The 23,716-nt window shown below is 68.5% G+C and carries 19 protein-coding genes and 1 pseudogene; 12 read left to right on the top strand and 8 right to left on the bottom strand.

Annotated elements, in window-relative coordinates:
- Positions 1 to 132: 132 nt before the first annotated feature.
- Positions 133 to 942 carry an IclR family transcriptional regulator gene (locus tag ACTWJ5_RS21045; RefSeq protein WP_058071330.1) on the top strand — a complete coding sequence of 270 codons (810 nt, stop codon included), beginning with the start codon at positions 133 to 135 and terminating at the stop codon, positions 940 to 942.
- A 257-nt stretch (positions 943 to 1,199) separates the two neighbouring features.
- On the opposite strand, the gene queF is transcribed toward ACTWJ5_RS21045, so the two are convergent.
- Both queF and copI read right to left on the bottom strand, forming a co-directional pair.
- The gene (gene queF, locus ACTWJ5_RS21050; protein ID WP_444436468.1) at positions 1,200 to 2,030 is read right to left on the bottom strand and encodes an NADPH-dependent 7-cyano-7-deazaguanine reductase QueF; all 831 of its coding nucleotides are present in this window, start codon (positions 2,028 to 2,030) and stop codon (positions 1,200 to 1,202) included.
- A gap of 501 nt (positions 2,031 to 2,531) precedes the next feature.
- Complete coding sequence (gene copI, locus ACTWJ5_RS21055) at positions 2,532 to 3,050, bottom strand: copper-resistant cuproprotein CopI (RefSeq protein WP_444436469.1); 519 nt, start codon at positions 3,048 to 3,050, stop codon at positions 2,532 to 2,534.
- A gap of 150 nt (positions 3,051 to 3,200) precedes the next feature.
- Here copI and ACTWJ5_RS21060 point away from each other — a divergent pair, with 150 nt between their 5' ends.
- Together ACTWJ5_RS21060 and ACTWJ5_RS21065 are read left to right on the top strand one after the other, a co-directional pair.
- Positions 3,201 to 3,881, top strand: coding sequence for a heavy metal response regulator transcription factor (locus ACTWJ5_RS21060; RefSeq protein ID WP_074980991.1), 681 nt, complete (start codon positions 3,201 to 3,203; stop codon positions 3,879 to 3,881).
- Positions 3,878 to 5,215: a heavy metal sensor histidine kinase gene (locus tag ACTWJ5_RS21065; RefSeq protein WP_444436470.1), complete on the top strand. Its 1,338-nt coding sequence runs from the start codon at positions 3,878 to 3,880 to the stop codon at positions 5,213 to 5,215. The genes ACTWJ5_RS21060 and ACTWJ5_RS21065 overlap by 4 nt, the downstream gene beginning before the upstream one ends.
- 276 nt (positions 5,216 to 5,491) lie before the next feature.
- On the opposite strand, the gene ACTWJ5_RS21070 is transcribed toward ACTWJ5_RS21065, so the two are convergent.
- On the bottom strand, positions 5,492 to 6,277 hold the full coding sequence (locus tag ACTWJ5_RS21070; RefSeq protein WP_074980994.1) for a PhzF family phenazine biosynthesis protein: 786 nt from the start codon (positions 6,275 to 6,277) through the stop codon (positions 5,492 to 5,494).
- Between the two features lie 93 nt (positions 6,278 to 6,370).
- Positions 6,371 to 6,841 (bottom strand): Cys-tRNA(Pro) deacylase, encoded by a 471-nt coding sequence (gene ybaK, locus ACTWJ5_RS21075; RefSeq protein WP_074980996.1) that lies wholly within the window; start codon positions 6,839 to 6,841, stop codon positions 6,371 to 6,373.
- A gap of 161 nt (positions 6,842 to 7,002) precedes the next feature.
- Here ybaK and glpK point away from each other — a divergent pair, with 161 nt between their 5' ends.
- Positions 7,003 to 8,514 carry a glycerol kinase GlpK gene (gene glpK / locus ACTWJ5_RS21080; protein ID WP_444436471.1) on the top strand — a complete coding sequence of 504 codons (1,512 nt, stop codon included), beginning with the start codon at positions 7,003 to 7,005 and terminating at the stop codon, positions 8,512 to 8,514.
- Between the two features lie 167 nt (positions 8,515 to 8,681).
- Here glpK and dnaQ read toward each other — a convergent pair whose 3' ends face one another.
- From dnaQ to ACTWJ5_RS21095, 3 genes are all read right to left on the bottom strand, one after another.
- Positions 8,682 to 9,425, bottom strand: coding sequence for a DNA polymerase III subunit epsilon (gene dnaQ / locus ACTWJ5_RS21085; protein WP_074980998.1), 744 nt, complete (start codon positions 9,423 to 9,425; stop codon positions 8,682 to 8,684).
- Between the two features lie 56 nt (positions 9,426 to 9,481).
- On the bottom strand, positions 9,482 to 9,928 hold the full coding sequence (gene rnhA, locus ACTWJ5_RS21090; RefSeq protein WP_109937217.1) for a ribonuclease HI: 447 nt from the start codon (positions 9,926 to 9,928) through the stop codon (positions 9,482 to 9,484).
- Positions 9,929 to 9,997: 69 nt separating this feature from the next.
- Positions 9,998 to 10,756 carry a class I SAM-dependent methyltransferase gene (locus ACTWJ5_RS21095; protein ID WP_043315398.1) on the bottom strand — a complete coding sequence of 253 codons (759 nt, stop codon included), beginning with the start codon at positions 10,754 to 10,756 and terminating at the stop codon, positions 9,998 to 10,000.
- Positions 10,757 to 10,880: 124 nt separating this feature from the next.
- On the opposite strand from ACTWJ5_RS21095, the gene gloB reads away from it, so the two are divergent.
- From gloB to fabI, 7 genes are all read left to right on the top strand, one after another.
- The gene (gene gloB / locus ACTWJ5_RS21100) at positions 10,881 to 11,660 is read left to right on the top strand and encodes a hydroxyacylglutathione hydrolase (RefSeq protein WP_253392018.1); all 780 of its coding nucleotides are present in this window, start codon (positions 10,881 to 10,883) and stop codon (positions 11,658 to 11,660) included.
- A gap of 79 nt (positions 11,661 to 11,739) precedes the next feature.
- Positions 11,740 to 13,350, top strand: coding sequence for a LysM peptidoglycan-binding domain-containing protein (locus tag ACTWJ5_RS21105; RefSeq protein WP_253392017.1), 1,611 nt, complete (start codon positions 11,740 to 11,742; stop codon positions 13,348 to 13,350).
- Between the two features lie 463 nt (positions 13,351 to 13,813).
- Complete coding sequence (locus ACTWJ5_RS21110) at positions 13,814 to 15,637, top strand: extracellular solute-binding protein (protein WP_444436472.1); 1,824 nt, start codon at positions 13,814 to 13,816, stop codon at positions 15,635 to 15,637.
- The gene (locus ACTWJ5_RS21115; RefSeq protein ID WP_444436473.1) at positions 15,637 to 16,722 is read left to right on the top strand and encodes a microcin C ABC transporter permease YejB; all 1,086 of its coding nucleotides are present in this window, start codon (positions 15,637 to 15,639) and stop codon (positions 16,720 to 16,722) included. Before ACTWJ5_RS21110 ends, ACTWJ5_RS21115 begins: the two co-directional genes overlap by 1 nt.
- A 4-nt stretch (positions 16,723 to 16,726) precedes the next feature.
- A complete protein-coding gene (locus tag ACTWJ5_RS21120; protein ID WP_116423780.1) occupies positions 16,727 to 17,746 on the top strand; it encodes an ABC transporter permease in 1,020 nt (339 codons plus the stop codon).
- A gap of 1 nt (position 17,747) precedes the next feature.
- Positions 17,748 to 19,373: an ABC transporter ATP-binding protein gene (locus tag ACTWJ5_RS21125; protein ID WP_253406958.1), complete on the top strand. Its 1,626-nt coding sequence runs from the start codon at positions 17,748 to 17,750 to the stop codon at positions 19,371 to 19,373.
- A gap of 20 nt (positions 19,374 to 19,393) precedes the next feature.
- Positions 19,394 to 20,191 (top strand): enoyl-ACP reductase FabI, encoded by a 798-nt coding sequence (fabI, locus tag ACTWJ5_RS21130; RefSeq protein ID WP_116423778.1) that lies wholly within the window; start codon positions 19,394 to 19,396, stop codon positions 20,189 to 20,191.
- 599 nt (positions 20,192 to 20,790) lie between these two features.
- Here the strand turns inward: fabI and ACTWJ5_RS21135 are convergent.
- A pseudogene (locus ACTWJ5_RS21135) lies at positions 20,791 to 22,514 on the bottom strand (DEAD/DEAH box helicase).
- Positions 22,515 to 22,817: 303 nt separating this feature from the next.
- Between ACTWJ5_RS21135 and ACTWJ5_RS21140 the strand changes: the two are divergent.
- Positions 22,818 to 23,609 (top strand): crotonase/enoyl-CoA hydratase family protein, encoded by a 792-nt coding sequence (locus ACTWJ5_RS21140; protein WP_253392015.1) that lies wholly within the window; start codon positions 22,818 to 22,820, stop codon positions 23,607 to 23,609.
- Positions 23,610 to 23,716: the final 107 nt, after the last annotated feature.

Consider the following 23,716-nt stretch of genomic DNA (forward strand, 5'->3'; position numbering starts at 1 on the left):
TTATTCTTGTTCGACCTTTGCTGCAAAGTGCAACGACGTGGACGCACCAACCGGCGACTTCAGGGCAGCGGTTGTGCGCTCCGTGAAGCCAGCATATATTCACCCCGCTGAATGTCAACCCGAATACTGAATATGAAAAACAAAGAAACCGCACCGGAAGCCAGTACCAAGAGCGCCAGCACCAAGGATGTAGGGGCCGTGGTGAACGCCATTCAGATCCTCCGCCACCTGGCCCACGCCGAAGCCCCCGAAGGCGTGGCCGCCATCGCCCGCGCCACCGGCATCAGCCCGAGCAGCGCCTTCAACATCCTGCGCACGCTGCACAACGAACAGCTGGCGTCGTTCGACAACGAGACCAAGACCTACCAGCTGGGCCTGGGCCTGTCGGAACTGGCGGTGAGCTTCATCGGCCGCAGCTACGCCGACCTGATCCAGCCGGAACTGGAGCGCCTGAGCCTGGCCCACCGGATACTCGTCGCCCTCTGGCAGGTCACGGACGACGCGCACATCCGCGTGATCGCCCGCTCCGAGCCGCAGATCGCCCACGTCAACGTGGCCATGGGCACGCGCCTGCCGGAACTGGTGGGCGCCGCCGGGCGCTGCATCGCCGGCCTGCGCCAACTGCCGGAGGACGAACTGCGCCGGCGCCTGTCACGGGTGCGCTGGGAGAACCCGCCGGCCTTCGAGCAGTACCAGGCCGACGCCCACGAAGCCCTGGAACGCGGCTGGGCCATGGACCAGGACCACCTGTACCGCGGCGTGAGCATGGTCGCCAGCGCGGTCACCGACCGCGACCGGCAGCCACGCTTCATCATCTCCGCCATCGGCATCAGCGCCCAGCACCGCCGCGATGAACTGGAAAGCATCGGCAGCAGTTTGCGCGATACCGCCAGCTTCATTGGCCGCGCGCTCTTTCCCCAGGGCGGTGGCCGCAAGGCGTAGAATCAGAATGCCATTCAGTATCGGGAAAGGCATTCGGCGGGAATGACGAGAGGGATTACGATCGCGCGGCCGGAGGTCAATCGCGGACGGAGTCCGCTCCTACGACCGTGCTTCCCTGAAACCGTAGGAGCGGACTCCGTCCGCGATATCGCGCGCAGGGCGCGCTCCTACAGGGGAATGGCGTGGGTGGCGCAGCGTAGAAGCGGATCTCATCCGCGAATCGCGCCGGAATCTCCGCCCGCGATGAAGCCGTATCGTTACTGCCGCACCAACCGACGGTTGTCCGGCGCGATATCCATGCTGCTGCGATAGGGGTTGATATCCAGCCCACCACGACGCACATACCGCGCATAAACGGTCAGCCGGCTGGGCTGCAGCAGACGCTGCAGGTCGAGGAAGATGCGCTCCACGCACTGCTCGTGAAAATCCTGATGCTGGCGGAAGGAAACCACATAGGCCAGCAGGCTGGCGGGGTCGAGCGCCGGGCCGGCGTAGTCCACCACCAGGGTGCCCCAGTCCGGCTGGCCGGTGACCGGGCAGTTGGATTTCAGCAGGTGGCTGTAGAGCACCTCGTCCACCCGTCGGGCGTCGTCGCAACGCAGCAGTTCCGGGCGCGGGTGGTCGTAGCTGTCCACGGCGATGTCGAGGTCGTCGATGCAGCGGCCAGGCAGCTTCGCTACGCCCTCCTCGGCCACTTCGTCCAGGCTGCGCAGGCGCACGCCCACCGGCGCGCCGGCGGCGGCGGACAGGTCGCGCTCCAGCACCGCCCGCAGCGCCTCGCGGCTGTCGAACGGGCTCTGGTTCAGCGAGTTGAGGTAGAGCTTGAAGGACTTCGACTCGATGATGTTCGGCGACTGCGCCGGGATGGCGAATTCGCCGATGGCCACCACCGGCTTGCCGCCGGGGGTCAGCCAGGACAGTTCGTAGCAGTTCCAGATGTCCACGCCGCGGTACGGCAGGTTGGCGCCGTCCAGGCCCAACTCGGCCCACTTGGTAGCGCGGCTGATGGGGAACAGCAGCCCGGGCGCGTAGGTGGAGACGTATTCGCTGGATTTGCCCAGCGGCGAGTGTTCGGCGGGATGCTGCATGCAATGGACCTGCGGAAATCGTGTCGGCGCCCGCCGGGGTGGCGGGCGGGGCAAGTGTATACAAATGCCCCGGTGGTTTCAGCAGGCGCGGGAGGCCTTCGTGACGGCTGGCGGCCTCGGAGCGGATCGCGGACGGAGTCCTCCTGCACGTAGGGCGTATAACCGTTCGCGGTTATACGCCGCTGGCCGGGGCACCGATGCCCTACGAACCTGGGCTTGAGAGCGCCCTTTCCCCAACCCTCTCCCGCAAGCGGGAGAGGGGGCTGTCCTGAGCGGCGTCGAGGCCAGGCACCATCCTCATACCCATCATTCCCGCGAACGCGGAAAGCCAATAGACAGTTGCTCCTACGTCGCAGGCAAGCACAGCTTTTCGTAGGAGCGAGCTTGCTCGCGAACAGACTCCGCGGCGGGGTTCATTCGCGAGCAAGCTCGCTCCTACGAAGAGCATCCCGGCGCGGCGCGCTCCTACGAGGGCTGATTCATCTCCAATTGCGCCGGCGCTCAGGGCTCGACGGTCAACCGGCCGACCATGCCGGCCTGGTAGTGGCCGGGGATGTTGCAGGCGAATTCCAGCTCGGTGGCCCTGGTGAAGGTCCAGGTCAGCTCGGCGGTCTTGCCCGGCTCCACCAGCACGCTGTTGGGGTCGTCGTGCTTCATCATCTTCGAATGGTCCATGCCGTGGCTCATGCCGGTGGGCGTGAGCATGCCCATCGCCTGCATCTGCTGCATTTCCTTCTGGTGCTCGGCGTGCATGGCGGCGTTGCCGAGGTTGAATTCGTGCAGCAGGCTGCCCTTGTTGTGGATGACGAAGCGCACCGTCTCGCCGGCCTTCACCTGCAGCGACTTGGGCTCGAAGTACATCTCGCCCAGAGTGACCTCTACGCTGCGGGTGGCCTGGGCGGCCTCGGCCGGCTTGCCGAAGTCATACCCATGGCCGTGGCCGGCGTCGGCCAGGGCCGGCAGGGCAATGGCGGCGGCAAGGCCGAGGATGGCGGCATTGAAAAGCTGGCGTGTACGCATGATGCGGACCTCTTGCAGATGACTGCCTCCCATGTTGCCGCCGACCACCTGCCGGTTGGCTGTCGGGAAGATTACAGTTGTGTCAGCTTGGCGGCGCCACCGGCAGCGCTGGATACAATGACCGGCATTCCGCCACGGAGGCCATCCACCTTGAAACTGCTGATCGTCGAAGACGAACCCCGCATCGGCCAGTACCTGCGCCAGGGCCTGAGTGAGGCCGGCTATGCCGTGGACCTCTGCGGCGATGGCGCCGAGGGCGAACAGCTGGCGCTGTCCGGCGGCTACGACCTGGCGATCCTCGACGTCATGCTGCCCGGCCGCGATGGCTGGCAGATACTCCAGGCCGTGCGCCAGGCCGGCCTGGCCCTGCCGGTGCTGTTCCTCACCGCCCGCGACGCCGTGGAGGACCGCGTGCGCGGCCTGGAACAGGGCGCCGACGACTACCTGGTCAAGCCCTTCGCCTTCGTCGAACTGCTGGCCCGCGTGCGCACCCTGCTGCGCCGCGGCGGCCAGCAGTTGCAGGAGACCGTGCTGCAACTGGCCGACCTGGAGCTGGACCTGCTGCGCCGCCGGGTGCAGCGCGGCGGCCGGCGCATCGAGCTGACCGCCAAGGAATTCGCCCTGCTGGAACTGCTGCTGCGTCGCCACGGCGAGGTGCTGCCCAAATCGCTGATCGCCTCCCAGGTGTGGGACATGAACTTCGACAGCGACACCAACGTCATCGAGGTGGCCATCCGCCGCCTGCGCGCCAAGGTCGACGACGACTTCCCGCAGCGCCTGATCCACACCGTGCGCGGCATGGGCTACGTGCTCGAAGAGCGCGCGCCGTGAGCGCCGCCGCGCGGGTTTCGCTGGGCGTCCGCCTGAGCCTGCTGTTCGCCGCCTGCACCGCGGCCGTGTCGCTGATCGCCGGGGTGGTGTTCAGCCGCGCCAGCGAGGCGCACTTCGTCGAACTGGACCGCCAGGTGATGGCCGGCCGCCTGCCCTTCTTCCGCGAACTGCTCGGCCCGGTGCGCGATCCCGCCGGCCTGGCCACGCAACGCGGGACGCTGGAGCACGAACTGACGCGCCACCCGGACCTGGGCCTGCGCCTGGAGGGCCCCGACGGCCAACACTGGCTGGACGAGCCGCCGCGCATGAGCAGCGGCATGGAGGGCATGGGCGAACCGCCCGCCTACCGCGAGATGCGCGTGCCGCTGGACCCGGCCGAGCCCGCCGGGCGCCAGCTGACCCTGGTGCTGGACATCACCCATCACCAACACTTCCTCGGCCGCATGCAACAGCTGATCTGGCTGACCATGGGCCTCTCCGCCCTGGCCACCGCGCTGCTCGGCGCCTGGGCCACCCGCGCCAGCCTGCGCCCGCTGCGGCGCATACGCGAGGTGGCGGCGCAGGTGTCGGCGCAGTCGCTGACCACCCGACTGGACGCCAGCCGCCTGCCCGCGGAACTGCGCGGCCTGGCCAGCGAGCTGAACGCCATGCTGGCGCGCCTGGAAGAAGCCTTCCAGCGCCTGTCGGCGTTCTCCGCGGACATCGCCCACGAGCTGCGCACGCCGCTCACCGCGCTGCTGACGCAGACCCAGGTGGTGCTGTCGCGCCCGCGCGGCGAGGACGACTACCGCGAGGCGCTGCACGGCAACCTGGAGGAACTGCAGCGGCTGACCGCCATGGTCAACGACATGTTGCTGCTGGCCAAGGCCGACCACGGCCTGCTGGCCCCCGGGCGCGACAGCCTGGACCTGGCCGCGGAAGTGGACGCCCTGCTGGAGTTCTACGCGCCGCTGGCCGAGGACCAGGGCGTCCACCTGGCTCGCGAGGGCCAGGCGCAGGTGTGCGGCGACCGCGGCATGCTGCGCCGGACGCTGGCCAACCTGCTGGACAACGCCCTGCGCTTCACCCCCGCAGGCGGCGCCATCCGCGTGCGCCTGCAGCCCGGCCAGATCAGCGTGGAGAACCAGGGCCCGGCGATCCCCGCCGAGCAGTTGCCAAGGCTGTTCGACCGCTTCCACCACCGCGAGGCGGCCCAGCGCGAGGGCCAGGGCGTGCACGCCGGCCTCGGCCTGGCGATCTGCCGCTCCATCGTCCAGGCCCACGGCGGCAGCATCCGCGCCGAATCCGCAGACGGCTGGACACGTTTCATCATCGAATTACCGCCGGAAACGTAGGGCGTATAACCGTTCGCGGTTATACGCCGCCACACCCAAGCCCCAGCCAACACCCAGGTCAACCCCGAAGCCGCCTGGAACCAAGGCCAAACGGCGGATAACGCGGAGCGTTATTCGCCCTACGCCAAGCCCGCCGTAGGGCGTATAACCGTTCGCGGTTATACGCCGCCTCACCCAAGCCCCCAGCCAACACCCAGGTCAACCCCGAAGCCGCCTGGAACCAAGGCCAAACGGCGGATAACGCGGAGCGTTATTCGCCCTACGCCAAACCCACCGTCAGATCACCAACCGCCCACTCGCCACCAGCCGCGCCTGGCCGGCAATGCGCACGCGGTCGCCTTCCAGCCGGCACCAGAGTTCGCCACCACGGGCCGAGCACTGCAAGGCGCGCAACTGCAGCTTGCTCAGGCGCTGCGACCAGTAAGGGATCAGACAGCAGTGGGCGGCGCCGGTGACCGGGTCTTCGTTGATGCCGATGGCCGGGGCGAAGAAGCGCGAGACGAAGTCATGCTCGCCCTCCCCGCGCGCGGTGACGATCACCCCCAGGTACGGCAGCTTCGCCAGGGCGACGAAGTCCGGCGTGCAGGCGCGCACCGCCTCCTCCGACTCCAGCAGCACCATCAGGTGCGCCGTGGTGGCGAGCGCGTCGACCACCGGCAGGCCCAGGGCCTGCTCCAGCTCCACGGTGCTGCCCGCCTCGCGCGGCGGCTGCGCCGGGAAGTCCAGGGCCAGGCGCTGGTCCTCGCGGTACACCCGCAGTGGGCCGGACAGCGAGTTCAGCTCCAGGCGCTCGCCCGGCTCGCCGAACACTTCGAACAGCACATGGGCGCTGGCCAGGGTGGCGTGGCCGCACAGCGGCACCTCGGCGGCCGGGGTGAACCAGCGGATACGCCAACCATCGGCCTCGCGGACCAGGAAGGCGGTCTCCGACAGGTTGTGCTCGGCGGCGATGTTCTGCATCAGCTCGTCGGCCAGCCAGGCGTCCAGGCGATAGACCATGGCCGGGTTGCCGGCGAACGGACGGTGGGTGAAGGCATCGACCTGGTGGAATTCGAGCTGCATGGCGTTCTCCTCTGAATGGGGTTCCAGCATGCCGTCCCGCGCGTTCGGCGCTGCTATACAGTGTGCGACTTTCGCATCGGCACAGTCGCGCCCTCAGGCCCGACCGATGGCGGCGAAACTGGCCGAGGTCAGCCCGGCCAGGGTCTCGGCGCTCAGCTCCACCTCCAGGCCGCGGCGCCCGGCGCTGACGTGGATGCTGGGGAACTGCCGGGCAGACTCGTCGATGAAGGTGCGCAGGCGCTTCTTCTGCCCCAGCGGGCTGATGCCGCCGACCAGGTAGCCGGTGGCGCGCTGCGCGGCGCTGGGCTCGGCCATGTCGGCCTTCTTCGCCCCGGCGGCGTGGGCCAGGGCCTTCAGGTCGAGGCTGCCGGCCACCGGCACCACGGCCACCAGCAGTTCGCCCTTCTCGGTGGCGGCGAGCAGCGTCTTGAACACCCGCGCCGGCTCCAGGCCGAGTTTCTCGGCGGCCTCCAGGCCGTAGGACGGCGCCTTGGGATCGTGTTCGTAGCTCAGCACGCGGTGCTCGGCGCGAGCCTTCTTCAGCAGGTCGATGGCGGGGGTCATGGCGGTCCGGGGTCTGTCCGTGAACGATGCCCAAGCATAGCAAGGGCCGGCGGCCGAATCCGCCACCGCCGCCCGCGCGCGCGGCCCTTCACCCGGCGCGCGGAATGGCCTAAGGTCGCAGACGACCCGGGCTCTGCCGGATGCAGCACAAGGCCAACGTCATGACCGACAGCCAGAACAAGAAATACATCGTCGCCCTCGACCAGGGCACCACCAGTTCCCGCGCCATCATCTTCGACCGCAACGCCAACGTGGTCAGCGTGGCCCAGCGCGAGTTCGCGCAGATCTACCCCCAGGCCGGCTGGGTCGAGCACGACCCCATGGAAATCTGGGCCACCCAGAGCTCGACCCTGGTCGAGGCCCTGGCCCAGGCCAGCATCGGCTTCGGCGAGGTGGCCGCCATCGGCATCACCAACCAGCGCGAGACCACGGTGGTGTGGGACAAGGCCACCGGCCGGCCGATCCACAATGCCATCGTCTGGCAATGCCGGCGCAGCGCGGGCATCTGCGAGCAGCTGCGCGCCGACGGCCTGGAACCCTACATCCGCGACACCACCGGGCTGGTCATCGACCCCTATTTCTCCGGCACCAAGCTGAAATGGATTCTCGACAACGTCGACGGCGCCCGCGAGCGCGCCCGCCGCGGCGAGCTGCTGTTCGGCACCGTGGACAGCTGGCTGGTGTGGAAGCTCACCGAGGGCGAGGTGCACGTCACCGACTACACCAACGCCTCGCGCACGCTGCTGTTCGACATCCACAAGCTCGACTGGGACGACCGCCTGCTGGCGGCCCTGGACATTCCCCGGGCCATGCTGCCGAAGGTGCAGGCCTCTTCCGGGGCATTCGGCCAGGCGCGGGTCGGCGGCCTGGGCGTGCACCGCACGCCCATCGCCGGGATCGCCGGCGACCAGCAGGCCGCGCTGTTCGGCCAGCTCTGCGTGGAGCCCGGCCAGGCGAAGAACACCTACGGCACCGGCTGCTTCCTGCTGATGCACACCGGCGCCAAGGCGGTGAAATCCACCCACGGCCTGCTCACCACCATTGCCTGCGGGCCCCGCGGCGAGCCGCAGTACGCCCTGGAAGGCGCGGTGTTCAACGGCGGCTCCACGGTGCAGTGGCTGCGTGACGAGTTGAAGGTGATCAACGACGCCCACGACTCCGAGTACTTCGCCAGCAAGGTCAAGGACAGCAACGGCGTCTACCTGGTGCCGGCCTTCACCGGCCTGGGCGCGCCCTACTGGGACCCGTACGCCCGCGGCGCGCTGTTCGGCCTGACCCGCGGGGTGAAGGCCGACCACCTGATCCGCGCCACCCTGGAATCCATCGCCTACCAGACCCGCGACGTGCTCGACGCCATGCAGCAGGACGCCGGCGAGCCGCTGCGCGCCCTGCGCGTGGACGGCGGCGCGGTGGCCAACAACTTCCTCATGCAGTTCCAGGCCGACATCCTCGGCACGCCGGTGGAGCGCCCGCAGATGCGTGAGACCACGGCGCTGGGCGCCGCCGTGCTGGCGGGGCTGGCCAGCGGCTTCTGGCAGGGCCTGGACGAGCTGAAGGGCAAGGCGGTGATCGAGCGGGTGTTCCAGCCCAACTGCGAGGCGGCCGAGCGGGAGCGGCTGTATGCGGGCTGGAAGAAGGCGGTGGAGCGCACGAGGGGCTGGGCGGAGCCGTAGGGCGTACAACCGTTCGCGGTTGTACGCCGATAGGCCCGAGTCCTGCCCGGCTTCACGGTCAGGGTCGGGGCGGTCCGGACAGGGGCTTCGAGTCTGGCTCCGCAGTGGCCTGGGGCCAAGGTGAAACGGCGTATAACCGCGAACGGTTATACGCCCTACGCCGATGGCTATTCCTGTGCAGCGGGGGCTTCCAGTTGCGCCCACAGCGACGGGCCGCCGGTGGATTTTTCCACCGCGGCGAGGCGCACGGCGTGGGCCGCCAGTTCCTCGTCGCTGGCGCGGATCACCCGGGTCAGCGCGCGGCCGGCCGCCAGGCGGCGGATCGCGCTGGGCTGCGGGCGGCCGCTGCCGTCGCCCTCGGCGCCATGGCCGGCCAGCGACAGGCTGGTCTGGCCACCGGTCATCGCCAGGTAGACGTCGGCGAGAATCTCGGCGTCGAGCAGTGCGCCGTGCAGGTCGCGGCCGGAGTTGTCGACGCCGTAGCGCTTGCACAGGGCGTCGAGGTTGTTGCGCTGCCCCGGGTGGCGCTCGCGGGCCATCATCAGGGTGTCGAGCACCGAGCAGTAGTCGCTGACCTCGGCGCGCTCGCTCTGCCCCAGCAGGGCGAACTCGTTGTTGATGAAGCCGATGTCGAACGCCGCGTTGTGGATGATCAACTGGGCGCCGTGGATGAACTCGAAGAACTCGTCGGCCACCTCGCGGAAGCGCGGCTTGTCCTTGACGTATTCGTTGGTGATGCCGTGGACGGCGATGGCGCCTTCGTCGATCTCGCGATCGGGCTGCAGGTAGACGTGGAAGTGGCGGCCGGTGAGGCGGCGGCCTTCCAGCTCGACGCAGCCGATCTCGATGATCCGGTGGCCATCGGTGACCGGCATGCCGGTGGTTTCGGTATCCAGTACGACGCTGCGCATTTCAGGACCTTGTAGCTTTGACCATGGAGGGCGCCCGCGGGCGCCCGTTGCAATATTCAGCGCGGCAGTTCGGCGACGCCGCGGTTGGCGAGCATATCGGCGCGCTCGTTGCCGGGGTGCCCGGTGTGGCCGCGCACCCACTGCCACTCGACATTATGCCGGTTGACCTGCTCGTCCAGCGCCTGCCACAGGTCGGCATTCTTCACCGGCTGCTTGGCGGCGGTCTTCCAGCCGCGCTTCTTCCAGTTCGGCAGCCATTCCTTGATGCCTTTCATCACGTACTCGGAGTCGGTGACCAGGCGGATCTCGCAGGACCGCTTGAGCGCCGCCAGGGCCATGATGGCCGCCGTCAGCTCCATGCGGTTGTTGGTGGTCTCCGGCTCGCCGCCCCAGAGTTCGCGCTCGGCGCCCTTGTAGAACAGCACCGCGCCCCAGCCACCGCGGCCGGGGTTGCCCTTGCAGGCGCCGTCGGTATAGATGACGACCTTCTCTTCTTCGCTCATATCACCTTCAGTACGGCCCGCGGCGTCCCGCCCCGGGATGGTGGCACGAGGGACTGGCGAAGGCCGTCGCTAGATTTCCGAATCGCGCCGGCTGACCTTGGCCACCGGCAGCGGCACCAGTTGGCCGCGGGCCTCGCGGCGGGCCTGGCGCAATGGCCGCAGGCCGACCACCAGCTTGCGCGCCACCAGCAGGTAGAAGCCGGCGCCGGTGCCCTTGAGGCCGGCGCCCCAGCCTTCCATGCGCGCCAGGCGCGCCTGCCAGACAGCCGAGGCAAGCGGCGGACGATAGCACCCGAAGCGGCGTTTCTCCAGCGCGAAGCCCAGCAGGTTGAGCCAGTCGCAGACGCGCCCGGGGGAAATGCAGCGCGCCCGGCCCAGGCCGTCGGAAGCGAAATAATGCCGCAGGCCCCAGGCGCTGCGCGGGTTGACGCCGATCACCAGCAGGTGCCCGCCGGGGCGCACGCTGCGCGCGGCTTCGCGCAGCAGGCGGTGCGGCGACAGGCAGAAATCCAGGCCGTGCTGCAGCAGCACCACGTCGGCGGCGTGCTCGCCCAACGGCCAGGCGCATTCGTCGCAGGCGATCTCCACCCCCGGCAGCGGCGGCCCCAGGCGCACGCCGCGCTGGATGTTGCCGGTGCTCTCCGGCAGCTCGGCGTGCGGGCCGTAGTGCACCAGGTAGCCACCGAAGTAGCGCTGCAGCTCGTCGCAGAGCAGGCGCTGCTCCTCGGCCAGCATCATCGCGCCCAGCGGCCCGGCGAACCAGTCGCGCGCCTCGGCGATCAGCTCCAGCCAGTCAGCATCGGCCTGGGCGAAGGGTTCTCGTTCCATTCTCACCACCCCCTGAACAGGTTGGCTGTCGCCGCCGGGAGGGCGGCCGACGCCGTTCGGCGAACACAGGACGGCACATTCGCACTACTATGCGCCAACCTATTCCGCTTAGCGACATCCGGCCATGATACAGATCGACGCGCTGCCCGCCTTTTCCGACAACTACATCTGGCTGTTGCAGGATGTGACCACCCGGACCTGCGCGGTGGTCGACCCGGGCGACGCCGCGCCGGTGGAAGCCTGGCTGGCCGCGCACCCGGATTGGCGCCTGGCCGACATCCTGGTCACCCACCACCACCAGGACCACGTCGGCGGCGTGGCGCGCCTGAAACAGACCAGCGGCGCCCGCGTGCTGGGCCCGGTCGGCGAGCGCATCCCGGCCATCGACCAGGCGCTGCGCGACGGCGAGCGCGTCGAGGTGCTGGGCCTGGGCTTCGAGGTCATCGAGGTGCCCGGCCACACCCTCGGGCACATCGCCTACTACCATGCGGACGCCGACGCGCCCCTGCTGTTCTGCGGCGACACCCTGTTCGCCGGCGGCTGCGGCCGCCTGTTCGAGGGCACCCCGGCGCAGATGCACGCCTCCCTGGGCCGCCTCGCCGCGCTGCCGGGCGCCACCGGCGTGTACTGCGCCCACGAATACACCCTGAGCAACCTGCGCTTCGCCCGCGCGGTGGAACCCGGCAACGCCGAGCTGGCCGCGCGCTTCGACGAGGTCAGCGCCTGGCGCGAGCGGGGCCGCATCAGCCTGCCCTCCAGCATCGCCCTGGAGCGGGCCACCAATCCCTTTTTGCGCACCTCGGAAAACAGCGTGAAAAAAGCCGCCGACGAGCGGAACGGCGGGCCCATAGCCAGCCCCGCAGAGGTTTTTGCGGTCATTCGGCAATGGAAAGATAAATTCTGAGGTCTGGCGAAATCTTGACCACGTCCGGCGCGGTTTCTAGAATCCCCGAAATTTTTACCCTGGACAAAGTCATCCGCCAATGCCGCCAAAGACCAGTAAGACCAGCGATCTAGACGCATTGGCTCGTGCCATACGAGTCTCCGTCCTGCTCGGCGCCGGCGCCCTCGCCGGCTGCCAGACCAGCCAGCACAGCGGCACCGACCAGGACGCCCTGACCTATCGCCCCGCCAGCCGCGCGGTGGACGTACAGTTCAACCCGGCCTACGCCGACAGCGACATCTGGCAGCGCATGCGCCACGGCTTCCAGTTGCAGGCCGACGCCACCGACACCAACCCGCGCATCGAACGCCAGCGCCTGTGGTTCGTCAGCAACCAGGCCTTCATCGAGCAGGCCTCCGAGCGCGGCAGCCCCTACATGCACTACGTGGTGGAGCGCCTGGAAGAGCGGCAGATGCCACTGGAACTGGCGCTGCTGCCGATGATCGAGAGCGCCTACAACCCCCTCGCCGTGTCCCGCGCCCAGGCGGTGGGCCTGTGGCAGTTCATCCCCACCACCGGCACCCACTTCAACCTGCGCCAGACCAGCTGGTACGACGGCCGCCGCGACATCAAGGCCTCGACCAACGCGGCGCTGACCTACCTGAACCGCCTGCACGACATGTTCAACGGCGACTGGCTGCTCGCCCTGGCCGCCTACAACGCCGGCGAGGGCACCGTCAGCCGCGCCATCGAGCGCAACCAGAAGCTCGGCCTGCCGACCGACTACTGGAACCTGCCGCTGCCCCAGGAAACCCAGGACTACGTGCCCAAGCTGCTGGCCCTGTCGCAGCTGGTGATGTCGCCGGAAGCCTACGGCATCAACCTCAACCCCATCGCCAACGAATCCTACTTCGCCGCGGTGAAGGTCAAGCCCGGCCTGGACCTGTCGCGCGTCGCGGCGCTGGCCGAACTCGACGAGGACGAGCTGTACCTGCTCAACCCGGCCTTCAAGCGCCGCATCACCATGGACGGCCCGCAGCAGCTGCTGGTGCCCAAGGAGAAGGTGGAACGCCTCAAGGCCGGCCTCGCCTCCCTGCAGCCCCAGGACCTGGTGAGCTGGAAGCAGTACAAGGTGCGCCGCGGCGACAGCCTGCGCAGCATCGCGGCCAAGCACGGCATCAGCGTGGCCGAGCTCAAGAGCAGCAACCGCCTGAGCTCCAACCGCGTGCGCAACGGCCAGGCGCTGCTGATCCCGGCCAAGGGCAGCCGCATGCCGGAACTGGAGCCCGCGCGCCAGGTGGCCAAGGCCGGCGCGACCAAGGCGCCCAGCCTGGCCAACGCCACCCGCAGCTACAAGGTCAAGAGCGGCGACAACCTCTGGCAGATCGCCCGCGCCACCGGCGTCGGCGTCGACGACCTGAAGCGCTGGAACGGCCTGGACGGCCACGGCGTCAAGCCCGGCCAGGTGCTCAAGCTGCAAGGCGCCACCCAGTTGGCATCGCGCAGCGGCGCCAGCGGCAAGGCCAAGCAGCAGCAACAGCAGGAAGCGGCGACCTACTACAAGGTCAAGCAGGGCGATTCCATGTACCTGATCGCCAAGCGCTTCAACGTCGAGATGCAGCACATCAAGCGCTGGAACCCGCGCAGCAGCGCCCACGCGCTCAAGCCTGGGCAGACGTTGACGCTTTATCTCGATACTGCGAGCCGTTGATTTCCCGTCCGGCCCAGCCATGGCGTTGGCGGCAGGTGCGGTGTAGCGGCGTATAACCGCGAACGGTTATACGCCCTACGTCCAGGGTGAGCCTGGCGTAGGGCGAATAACGCTCCGCGTTATCCGCCGTTTGACCTTGGCCACATCCCCCTCGGCGCCGAGCACGGAGCCGCCCACCCCCGGCAACTTTTTCCCCGAAAGCACGGCCTAAGCTTCCGGCCCGAGCTTTTTCCCCGCAATACAAGCTGTTACCGTGGCCCTCTCGGGACGCCCGTGCAAACGCCGGCGCGCCGTCGCCCGCCGCGCCGTGCGTCCGCTGCCGCCCCTTGCACGGGACGGGCCCCAACCAGTACAAACGATGCCAGCCCGAACGCACCTACGAGCAGACCATGCCCAGAATGCCGACCAGCGCCCCCCGCCCCGCACCCGCGCCCACCACCGGATCGGCGGCGGAGCGCCGTCGATGAAGCTCCGCGCCCTCCTCCTGCTCGGCCTGCTCGGCCTGGGCGCCGGCCTGCAGGCCGCGCCGCAACATGCCATCACCCTCTACGACGAGGCGCCGAAATACCCGGCCGGCTACCGCCACTTCGACTTCGTCAACCCCGACGCCCCCAAGGGCGGCACCCTGCGGCTCTCCGACACCGGCGGCTTCGACAGCCTCAACCCGTTCATCCCCAAGGGCAACCCGGCCTCGCAGATCAGCCTGGTCTACGACACCCTGACCTTCCACTCCCTGGACGAGCCCTTCACCGAATACGGCCTGCTCGCCGAGAAGATCGAGAAGGACCCCGAGCAGCGCTTCGTGCGCTTCTACCTGCGCCCCCAGGCGCGCTTCAACGACGGCACCCCGGTCACCGCCGACGACGTGGTCTTCACCTTCGAGACGCTGATCAAGCAGGGCGACCCGATGTACCGCAACTACTACGCGGACGTCGACAAGGTGGTGGCCGAGGACAAGCTGCGCGTGCGCTTCGACTTCAAGCGCCCGGGCAACCGCGAGCTGCCGCTGATCCTCGGCCAGTTGCAGATCCTGCCCAAGCACTGGTGGGCCAGCCGCGACTTCGCCAAGACCAGCCTGGAGCCGCCGCTGGGCAGCGGCCCCTACCGCGTCGCCAAGGTCGACCCGGGCCGCTCGATCCGCTACGAGCGGGTCAAGGACTACTGGGCCAAAGACCTGCCGGTGAACCGCGGCTTCAACAACTTCGACGCAGTGGTGGTGGACTCCTACCGCGACCTGACCGTGGCCCTGGAAGCCTTCAAGGCCGGGCAGTTCGACTTCAACGAGGAGCGCATCGCGAAGAACTGGGCCACCGCCTACGACTCGCCGGCGATACGCGACGGCCGCATCGTCCGCCAGGAGCTGCACAACGACAACCCCTGGGGCATGCAGGGCTTCGCCTTCAACATCCGCCGCCCGGTGTTCCAGGACGTGCGGGTGCGCGAGGCCATCAGCCTGCTGTTCGACTTCGAGTGGACCAACAAGCAGCTGTTCTTCGGCTCCTACAAGCGCGACCGCAGCTACTTCGAGAACTCCGAGATGGCCGCCCACGAACTGCCCGACGCGCAGGAGCTGGCGATCCTCGAACCGCTGCGCGGCAAGTTGCCGCCGCAGGTCTTCGACAGCGTCTACGAGCCGCCGGTCAGCGACGGCAGCGGCATCATCCGCGAGCAGAAGCGCAAGGCCTACAAGCTGCTGCTGGAGGCCGGCTACAAGATCGTCGACGACCGCATGGTCGGCCCCGACGGCAAGCCGCTGAGCTTCGAATTCATGCTGGTGCAGGCCGACTTCCTGCGCGTGCTGCTGCCCTACAAGCGCAACCTCGCCGAACTGGGCATCGACATGCAGATCCGCGTGGTGGACATCTCCCAGTACATCAACCGCCTGCGCTCGCGGGACTTCGACATGATGGTCGCCAGCTGGCCGCAGTCCAACTCGCCGGGCAACGAGCAGCGTGAGTTCTGGCATTCGGCCAGCGCCGACAACCCCGGCAGCCGCAACTTCATCGGCCTGCGCGACGCGGCCATCGACGAGCTGGTGGACGGCCTGATCAAGGCCGACTCGCGCGACTCCCTGGTGCGCCACGCCCGCGCCCTGGACCGCGCCCTGCAGTGGGGCCATTACGTGGTGCCCAACTGGTACCTGGACACCTGGCGCCTGGCCTACTGGAACCGCATCGCCCACCCCGCGAAACTGCCGCCCTACAGCTACGCGCTGATGACCTGGTGGCAGGCCCGCGACAAGGCCGAGCCGACCCAAGCCGTGACCCAGGCGCAGGAGACCCGCTGATGCTCACCTACATCCTGCGCCGCCTGCTGCTGATCGTGCCGACGCTGTTCGGCATCCTGCTGATCAACTTCATCATCATCCAGGCCGCCCCCGGCGGGCCGGTGGACCAGATGATCGCCAAGCTCGAAGGCGTCAACGCCGCCGCCGGCGGGGCCACCGGGCGCATCGCCGGCTCCGGCGGCGAGCTGGCCTCCTCCGGCGGCTCGCACTACCGCGGCGGCCAGGGCCTGGACCCGGAGCTGGTGAAGGAGATCGAGCGCATGTACGGCTTCGACAAGCCGGCGCCCGAACGCTTCTGGATCATGCTCAAGAACTACGTGCACCTGGACTTCGGCAGCAGCTTCTTCCGCGACGCCAAGGTCACCGACCTGATCATCGAGAAGCTGCCGGTGTCCATCTCCCTGGGGCTGTGGAGCACCCTGATCATGTACCTGGTGTCCATCCCCCTGGGCATCGCCAAGGCAGTGCGCAACGGCAGCCAGTTCGACATCTGGACCAGCTCGGCGATCATCATCGGCTACGCCATCCCCGCCTTCCTCTTCGCCATCCTGCTGGTAGTGCTGTTCGCCGGCGGCAGCTACTGGGACTGGTTCCCCCTGCGCGGACTGACCTCCAACGACTTCGACGAACTCAGCACCTTCGGCAAGGTCAAGGACTACTTCTGGCACCTGGCCCTGCCGATCACCGCCCTGGTCATCGGCAACTTCGCCACCATCACCCTGCTGACCAAGAACAGCTTCCTCGACGAGATCGGCAAGCAGTACGTGGTCACCGCCCGCGCCAAGGGCCTGACCGAGCGCCAGGTGCTCTACGGCCACGTGTTCCGCAACGCCATGCTGCTGATCATCGCCGGCCTGCCCTCGGCGCTGCTGGGGGTGTTCTTCACCGGCTCGCTGCTGATCGAGGTGATCTTCTCCCTCGACGGCCTGGGCCTGCTCAGCTTCGAGTCGGCGCTCAACCGCGACTACCCGGTGGTGTTCGGCACCCTGTTCATCTTCACCCTGTTCGGTTTGATCATGAAGCTGGTCAGCGACGTCCTCTACACCCTCGTCGATCCGCGCATCGACTTCGAGAACCGGGAGTGATCCGATGCGCCTGTCCCCGATGAACCAGCGCCGCTGGGCGCGCTTCAAGGCCAACAAGCGCGGCTGGTGGTCGCTGTGGCTGTTCCTCGCGCTGTTCGTGCTGAGCCTGGGCGCCGAGCTGATCGCCAACGACAGGCCGCTGGCGGTGCACTACGACGGCCAGTGGTACTTCCCGGTGCTCAAGCGCTACCCGGAGACCGTGTTCGGCGGCGAGTTCCCCCTGGAGGGCAACTACAAGGCGCCCTACATGCGCCAGCTGCTGGCCGACAAGGACGCCTGGGTGCTCTGGCCGCCGATCGCCTACAGCTACGACAGCATCAACTACGACCTGCGCGTGCCGGTGCCCTCAGCGCCCAGCGCGGAGAACCTGCTGGGCACCGACGACCAGGCCCGCGACGTGCTGGCGCGGGTGATCTACGGCTTCCGCATCTCGGTGCTGTTCGCCCTGGTGCTGACCCTGCTCAGCTCGCTGATCGGCGTGCTGGTCGGCGCCCTGCAGGGCTTCTACGGCGGCTGGGTCGACCTGCTCGGCCAGCGCTTCCTGGAAATCTGGTCGGGCCTGCCGGTGCTCTACCTGCTGATCATCCTCGCCAGCTTCGTGCAGCCGAACTTCTGGTGGCTGCTGGGCATCATGCTGCTGTTCTCCTGGATGAGCCTGGTGGACGTGGTGCGCGCCGAGTTCCTCCGCGGCCGCAACCTGGAATACGTGCGCGCGGCCCGCGCCCTGGGCATGAAGAACGGCAAGATCATGTTCCGCCACATCCTGCCCAACGCGATGATCTCCACCCTGACCTTCATGCCCTTCATCCTCACCGGCGCCATCGCCACCCTGACCTCCCTGGACTTCCTCGGCTTCGGCCTGCCGGCCGGCTCGCCGTCCCTCGGCGAGCTGGTCGCCCAGGGCAAGTCCAACCTGCAGGCGCCATGGCTGGGGATCAGCGCCTTCGTGGTGCTGGCGCTGATGCTCAGCCTGCTGGTGTTCATCGGCGAGGCCGCCCGCGATGCCTTCGACCCGAGGAAGTGAGATGAGCCAGAGCGCCCAAGACAACTTGGTGGAAATCCGCGACCTTTCCGTCGACTTCGCCAGCGGCGAGGACACCATCCACGCGGTCGACCAGGTCAGCTTCGACATCCGCCGCGGCGAGACTCTGGCCCTGGTCGGCGAAAGCGGCTCGGGCAAGTCGGTCACCGCCCTTTCCCTCCTGCGCCTGCTGCCCTACCCCACGGCCAGCCATCCCAGCGGCAGCGTCCGCTATTCCGGGCTGGACCTGCTGAAAGCGCCGGAACGCAAGCTGCGCGGCATCCGCGGCAACCGCATCGCCATGGTCTTCCAGGAGCCCATGACCTCGCTGAACCCGCTGCACACCGTGGAGAAGCAGATCGGCGAAGTGCTCGCCCTGCACAAGGGCCTGCAGGGCCAGGCGGCGCGCGCGCGCATCCTCGAACTGCTCGACCTGGTCGGTATCCCCGACCCGGCCACGCGGCTGAAGTCCTACCCCCACGAGCTGTCCGGCGGCCAGCGCCAGCGGGTGATGATCGCCATGGCCCTGGCCAACGAGCCGGAACTGCTGATCGCCGACGAACCGACCACGGCGCTGGACGTTACCGTGCAGCTGAAGATCCTCGACCTGCTGGCCGAGCTGCAGGCGCGCCTGGGCATGGCCCTGCTGCTGATCACCCACGACCTCAACCTGGTGCGGCGCATCGCCCACCGCGTGTGCGTGATGCAGAAGGGCAAGATCGTCGAGCAGGCCGACTGCGAGCAGCTGTTCGAAGCCCCGCAGCACCCCTACACCCGTGAGCTGCTCGGCGCCGAACCCAGCGGCGCGCCGGCGGCCAACCCGCCGGGCGAGGAACTGCTGAGCGTGCAGGACCTGCGCGTCTGGTTCCCGATCAAGAAGGGCGTGTTCCGCCGCACCGTCGACCACATCAAGGCGGTGGACGGCATCGACTTCAGCCTGCCCCGCGGGCAGACCCTGGGCATCGTCGGCGAAAGCGGCTCGGGCAAGTCCACCCTGGGCCTGGCCATCCTGCGGCTGATCGACAGCCGCGGCGGCATCCGCTTCGAGGGCAACGCCCTGGACGCCATGAACCAGGCCGAGGTGCGCCCGCTGCGCCGCGAGATGCAGGTGGTCTTCCAGGACCCGTACGGCAGCCTCAGCCCGCGCCTGTCGGTGGGCCAGATCGTCGGCGAGGGCCTGGAGATCCACGGCATCTGCGACGAGAAGGAACAGCAGCAGCGGATCATCGACGCGCTGCTGGAAGTCGGCCTGGACCCGCAGGCGCGCCACCGCTACCCCCACGAATTCTCCGGCGGCCAGCGCCAGCGCATCGCCATCGCCCGCGCCCTGGTGCTCAAGCCGGCGCTGATCCTGCTGGACGAGCCGACCTCGGCGCTGGACCGCTCGGTGCAGCGCCAGGTGGTCGACCTGCTGCGCCAGCTGCAGGCCAAGTACAACCTCACCTACCTGTTCATCAGCCACGACCTCGCGGTGGTCAAGGCCCTGAGCCATCAGCTGCTGGTGATCCGCCAGGGCAAGGTGGTCGAAGGCGGCCCGGCGCAGGAAATCTTCAGCGCGCCGCAGCATCCCTACACGCAGCAACTGCTGGAAGCCGCCTTCATGGCCCCGGCGGCTGCGCTTGAAGAATGACCTGCAAGGAAGGAACGAACATGGGTTTTCTAGCCGGTAAACGCGCGCTGATCGTCGGCGTGGCCAGCAAGTTGTCCATCGCCTCGGGCATCGCCGAGGCGATGCACCGCGAAGGCGCGCAGCTCGCCTTCACCTACCAGAACGACAAGCTCAAGGGCCGCGTCGAGGAATTCGCCGCCGGCTGGGGCTCCAGCGCCGAGCTGTGCTTCCCCTGCGACGTCGCCAACGATGCCGACATCGAGGCGGTGTTCCGCGAACTGGGCAGAAAGTGGGACGGCCTGGACATCATCGTCCACTCGGTGGGCTTCGCCCCGGGCGACCAGTTGGACGGCGACTTCACCAGCGTCACCAGCCGCGACGGCTTCCGCATCGCCCACGACATCAGCGCCTACAGCTTCGTCGCCCTGGCCAAGGCCGGCCGCGAGATGATGCAAGGCCGCAACGGCAGCCTGCTGACCCTCACCTACCTGGGCGCCGAGCGCACCATGCCCAACTACAACGTGATGGGCATGGCCAAGGCCAGCCTGGAAGCCGGCGTGCGCTACCTGGCCGGCAGCCTGGGCCCGGAGGGCACGCGGGTCAACGCGGTGTCCGCCGGCCCGATCCGCACCCTGGCCGCCTCCGGCATCAAGAGCTTCCGCAAGATGCTCGCCGCCAACGAACGCCAGACCCCGCTGCGGCGCAACGTGACCATCGAAGAAGTCGGCAACGCCGCGGCCTTCCTCTGCTCCGACCTGGCCAGCGGCATCAGCGGCGAAATCCTCTACGTCGACGGCGGCTTCAACACCACCGCGATGGGGCCGCTGGAAGACAGCTGAGCAGACGGGCGGGGCGATGGGTATCGCTTCGCTCAACCCATCCTACGGGGGGGGGGGGAACGCCATGCCTCCCAGCAAACTGTAGGAGCGGGCCCTGCCCGCGATTCGCGCGCAGGGCGCGCTCCTACAGGGGAATGGCACGGGTGGGTGGCGTAGGAGCGGATCTCATCCGCGAATCGCGCCGGGATGTCCGGCTATCGCGGACAGAGTCCGCTCCTACGGGTGGAAATGCCATGCCTCCCAGCAAACTGTAGGAGCGGGCCCTGCCCGCGATTTCGCGCGCAGGGCGCGCTCCTACAGGGGAATGGCACGGGTGGGTGGCGTAGGAGCGGATCTCATCCGCGAATCACGCCGGAACCTCCGGCTATCGCGGACGGAGTCCGCTCCTACGGGTGGAAATGCCATGCCTCCTACAGCCTTCGTAGGATGGGTTGAGCGAAGCGATACCCATCACCAATGGCAGCATGGGTTTCGCAAGCTCAACCCATCCTACGAAAAGCACCTCGCGCGGCCGGCAAGACAATTGCTCCAAACAAAAACGCCGCACCCGGTCACCCGGATGCGGCGTTTTCATTCGATCGCGGCGCGTGGCGCGCGGATCAATCCTCGCGGTAGCGGCGCAGGCGCAGGGCCTTGCCGGCGACGCGGGTGTCCTTGAGCTTGCCGAGCAGGCGCTCCAGGCCGTCTTCGGGCAGTTCGATCAGGCTGAAGGTCTCGCGGATCTGGATGCGGCCGATGGCCTCGCGGGACAGGCCGCCCTCGTTGAGGATGGCGCCCAGCAGGTTCTTCGCCGCCACGCCGTCGCGCGCGCCCAGGGCGGTGCGGCAGCGGGCCTTGCCTTCGGCCGGAGCGGCCATCGGGCGGCGCTCGCCGGAACGTTCGCCACGGTCACTGCGCTCACCGCGTTCGCCACGCTCGTAGCGTTCGCTGCGCTCGCGCGGGGCGGCCGGGGTCAGCGGCTGCTCACGGCGCACCGACTCCAGGTCCAGGGCCTTGCCTTCGGTGAGCTTGGCCAGCAGCACCGCGGACAGGGTTTCGGCATCGGTGCCCAGGCGGCGGCACAGCTCGTCACGCACGGCGCCACGGGTGGCGACGGCGGTTTCCAGCAGCGGCTGCAGGCTGGCGGCCAGGCGCGCCAGGCGTGCTTCCAGCACGGTGTCGGCGTCGGGCAGGCGCACTTCGCCGACCTTCTGCCCGGTGACGCGCTCGATCACCTGCAGCATGCGGCGCTCGCGCGGGGTCACCAGCAGCAGCGCGCGGCCTTCGCGGCCGGCGCGGCCGGTACGGCCGATGCGGTGCACGTAGGACTCGGGGTCGTACGGCATGTCGATGTTCAGCACGTGGGTGATGCGCGCCACGTCCAGGCCGCGGGCGGCCACGTCGGTGGCGATGACGATGTCCAGCGAGCCGTCCTTGAGCGACTCGATGACGCGCTCGCGCTGGGCCTGCGGGATATCGCCGTTCAGCGCGGCGGCGCGGTAGCCCTGGCGCTCGAGCAGCTCGGCGATGTCCAGGGTGGCCTGCTTGGTGCGCACGAAGCCGATCAGCGCGTCGAACTGCTCGACTTCCAGCAGGCGCAGGATGGAGGCGGCCTTCTGGTCGGCATGGACCATCAGGTGGACCTGCTCGATGCGCGCCACGGTCTGGGTCTTGGCGGCGATGCGGACGTGCTTGGGTTCTTTCAGGTGGCGTTCGGCGATACTGCGGATCGAGGCCGGCAGGGTCGCGGAGAACAGCACGGTCTGGCGGCTGGCCGGCATGGCCTCGAAGATCACTTCCAGGTCGTCCATGAAGCCGAGCTTGAGCATCTCGTCGGCCTCGTCGAGGACCAGGCGCTCGACGGTGCCCAGCAGGTTCTCGTCGCGGCGCAGGTGGTCGCACAGGCGGCCGGGGGTGGCCACCAGCACCTGGGCGCCCTGGCGCAGGGCCTTGAGCTGCGGGCCCATGGGCGCGCCGCCGTAGACGGCGACCACGCCGACGCCGGGCATCTGCTTGGAGTAGGTTTCGCAGGCGGTGGCCACCTGCAGGGCCAGTTCGCGGGTCGGCACCAGGATCAGCACCTGGGGTTCGCGGCGCGTGGCCTCGATCTTCGACAGCAGCGGCAGGGCGAAGGCGGCGGTCTTGCCGGTGCCGGTCTGGGCCTGGCCGATCATGTCGTGACCTTCGAGGATCACCGGAATCGACTGGGCCTGGATGGGCGACGGCTCTTCGTAGCCGACCGCGGCGATGGCGGCGAGAATATTGGGATGAATGCCGAGCGCGGCGAAGCCGCCGGTTTCCTGGGTCATGGGTTTTGCCTCTAAATACATCCGCAAAGACCCAATGGCCGAGCTGCGCATGCCCTGTACGACAGTAGAAGTCACCCAGGCAGCTGGAAGCGGGGATTTGCGAACTGAACTGTTGGAAGAATACGTCAAGGAAGTCCGCGGAAGCGGTAGCACAGACGGAGCGCGAAGCGCCGAAGGGTGCGGTCCCGAACGGGGCCGTGATAGGCCGGCGCGCATCATACCGGAAAAACGCCGCCGATGTGCGGCTTTTCCACTACCGCTGGCCGAACGGTCAAGACTTGCACAACCGGCCACCTGCCGTCTATACCGAGCAGGGCCACCTGCCAGGAGCACGCGCCGTGAACCCTACCAGCGAACCCCGCGTCACCGTCACGCGCCGCGGCCACCTCCTGCTGCTGGGCCTCAACCGGCCGCAGAAGCGCAACGCCTTCGACCAGCGCATGCTCGACGAACTGATGCTGGCCCTGGGCGACTACGAGCGCGACGACGACCTGCGTTGCGCACTGCTCGTCGCCCACGGCGAGCACTTCAGCGCCGGCCTCGACCTGGCCGACGTCAGCCAGCGCCTGCACGACGGCTGGCAGTTGCCGGCCGGCGCCGTCGACCCCTGGGGCACCCTCGGCGGGCCGCGGCTGAGCAAGCCGCTGATGGTCGCCGTGCAGGGCTACTGCTACACCATCGGCATCGAGCTGATGCTGGCGGCGGACATCTGCCTGTGCGCCAGCACCGCCCGCTTCGCCCAGATGGAAGTGCGCCGCGGCCTGCTGCCCCTGGGCGGCGCCACCCTGCGCCTGCCGCAGGTGGCCGGCTGGGGCAACGCCATGCGCTGGCTGCTCAGCGGCGACGAGTTCGATGCCCACGAAGCCTGGCGCCTGGGCCTGGTGCAGGAAATCCACCCGCCGGAAGAACTGCTGCCCGAAGCCCTGAAGCTGGCCGCGCGCATCGCCCGCCGGGCGCCCCTGGCCGTGCGCGCCACCCTGGCCTCGGCGCGGCGCGCCCAGGAACAGGGAACGGCGCAGGCCATCCGCGAGTTGCCGCAACAATTCAAGACCCTGCTGGCCAGCGAGGATGCCCGCGAAGGCTTGCAGTCGCTGCTGGAAAGACGCGAAGGCAACTTCTCCGGCAACTAGCCCCGGCGCCCCGCCCCGCCCTTCACGACGACGCCCGCGCGCGCCTTCGCCGCACCCCGGCAAAGCGCTATATCGAAAGTATTAAATCGCCCCGCGAAGGCCGCCAA

The sequence above is a fragment of the Pseudomonas sp. A6 genome, assembly GCF_052367875.1.
Classification (GTDB): domain Bacteria; phylum Pseudomonadota; class Gammaproteobacteria; order Pseudomonadales; family Pseudomonadaceae; genus Pseudomonas; species Pseudomonas citronellolis.

What these genes read in the sequence shown, in the direction of transcription:
- ACTWJ5_RS21105 (WP_253392017.1), top strand. Translation starts at nt 11,740, where the DNA reads ATGCCGCCAAAGACCAGTAAGACCAGCGATCTAGACGCATTGGCTCGT.
- copI (WP_444436469.1), bottom strand. Translation starts at nt 3,050, where the DNA reads ATGCGTACACGCCAGCTTTTCAATGCCGCCATCCTCGGCCTTGCCGCC.
- ACTWJ5_RS21110 (WP_444436472.1), top strand. Translation starts at nt 13,814, where the DNA reads ATGAAGCTCCGCGCCCTCCTCCTGCTCGGCCTGCTCGGCCTGGGCGCC.
- ACTWJ5_RS21095 (WP_043315398.1), bottom strand. Translation starts at nt 10,756, where the DNA reads ATGGAACGAGAACCCTTCGCCCAGGCCGATGCTGACTGGCTGGAGCTG.
- glpK (WP_444436471.1), top strand. Translation starts at nt 7,003, where the DNA reads ATGACCGACAGCCAGAACAAGAAATACATCGTCGCCCTCGACCAGGGC.
- dnaQ (WP_074980998.1), bottom strand. Translation starts at nt 9,425, where the DNA reads ATGCGCAGCGTCGTACTGGATACCGAAACCACCGGCATGCCGGTCACC.
- queF (WP_444436468.1), bottom strand. Translation starts at nt 2,030, where the DNA reads ATGCAGCATCCCGCCGAACACTCGCCGCTGGGCAAATCCAGCGAATAC.
- fabI (WP_116423778.1), top strand. Translation starts at nt 19,394, where the DNA reads ATGGGTTTTCTAGCCGGTAAACGCGCGCTGATCGTCGGCGTGGCCAGC.
- ACTWJ5_RS21115 (WP_444436473.1), top strand. Translation starts at nt 15,637, where the DNA reads ATGCTCACCTACATCCTGCGCCGCCTGCTGCTGATCGTGCCGACGCTG.
- ybaK (WP_074980996.1), bottom strand. Translation starts at nt 6,841, where the DNA reads ATGACCCCCGCCATCGACCTGCTGAAGAAGGCTCGCGCCGAGCACCGC.
- ACTWJ5_RS21125 (WP_253406958.1), top strand. Translation starts at nt 17,748, where the DNA reads ATGAGCCAGAGCGCCCAAGACAACTTGGTGGAAATCCGCGACCTTTCC.
- ACTWJ5_RS21045 (WP_058071330.1), top strand. Translation starts at nt 133, where the DNA reads ATGAAAAACAAAGAAACCGCACCGGAAGCCAGTACCAAGAGCGCCAGC.
- ACTWJ5_RS21070 (WP_074980994.1), bottom strand. Translation starts at nt 6,277, where the DNA reads ATGCAGCTCGAATTCCACCAGGTCGATGCCTTCACCCACCGTCCGTTC.
- ACTWJ5_RS21120 (WP_116423780.1), top strand. Translation starts at nt 16,727, where the DNA reads ATGCGCCTGTCCCCGATGAACCAGCGCCGCTGGGCGCGCTTCAAGGCC.
- gloB (WP_253392018.1), top strand. Translation starts at nt 10,881, where the DNA reads ATGATACAGATCGACGCGCTGCCCGCCTTTTCCGACAACTACATCTGG.
- rnhA (WP_109937217.1), bottom strand. Translation starts at nt 9,928, where the DNA reads ATGAGCGAAGAAGAGAAGGTCGTCATCTATACCGACGGCGCCTGCAAG.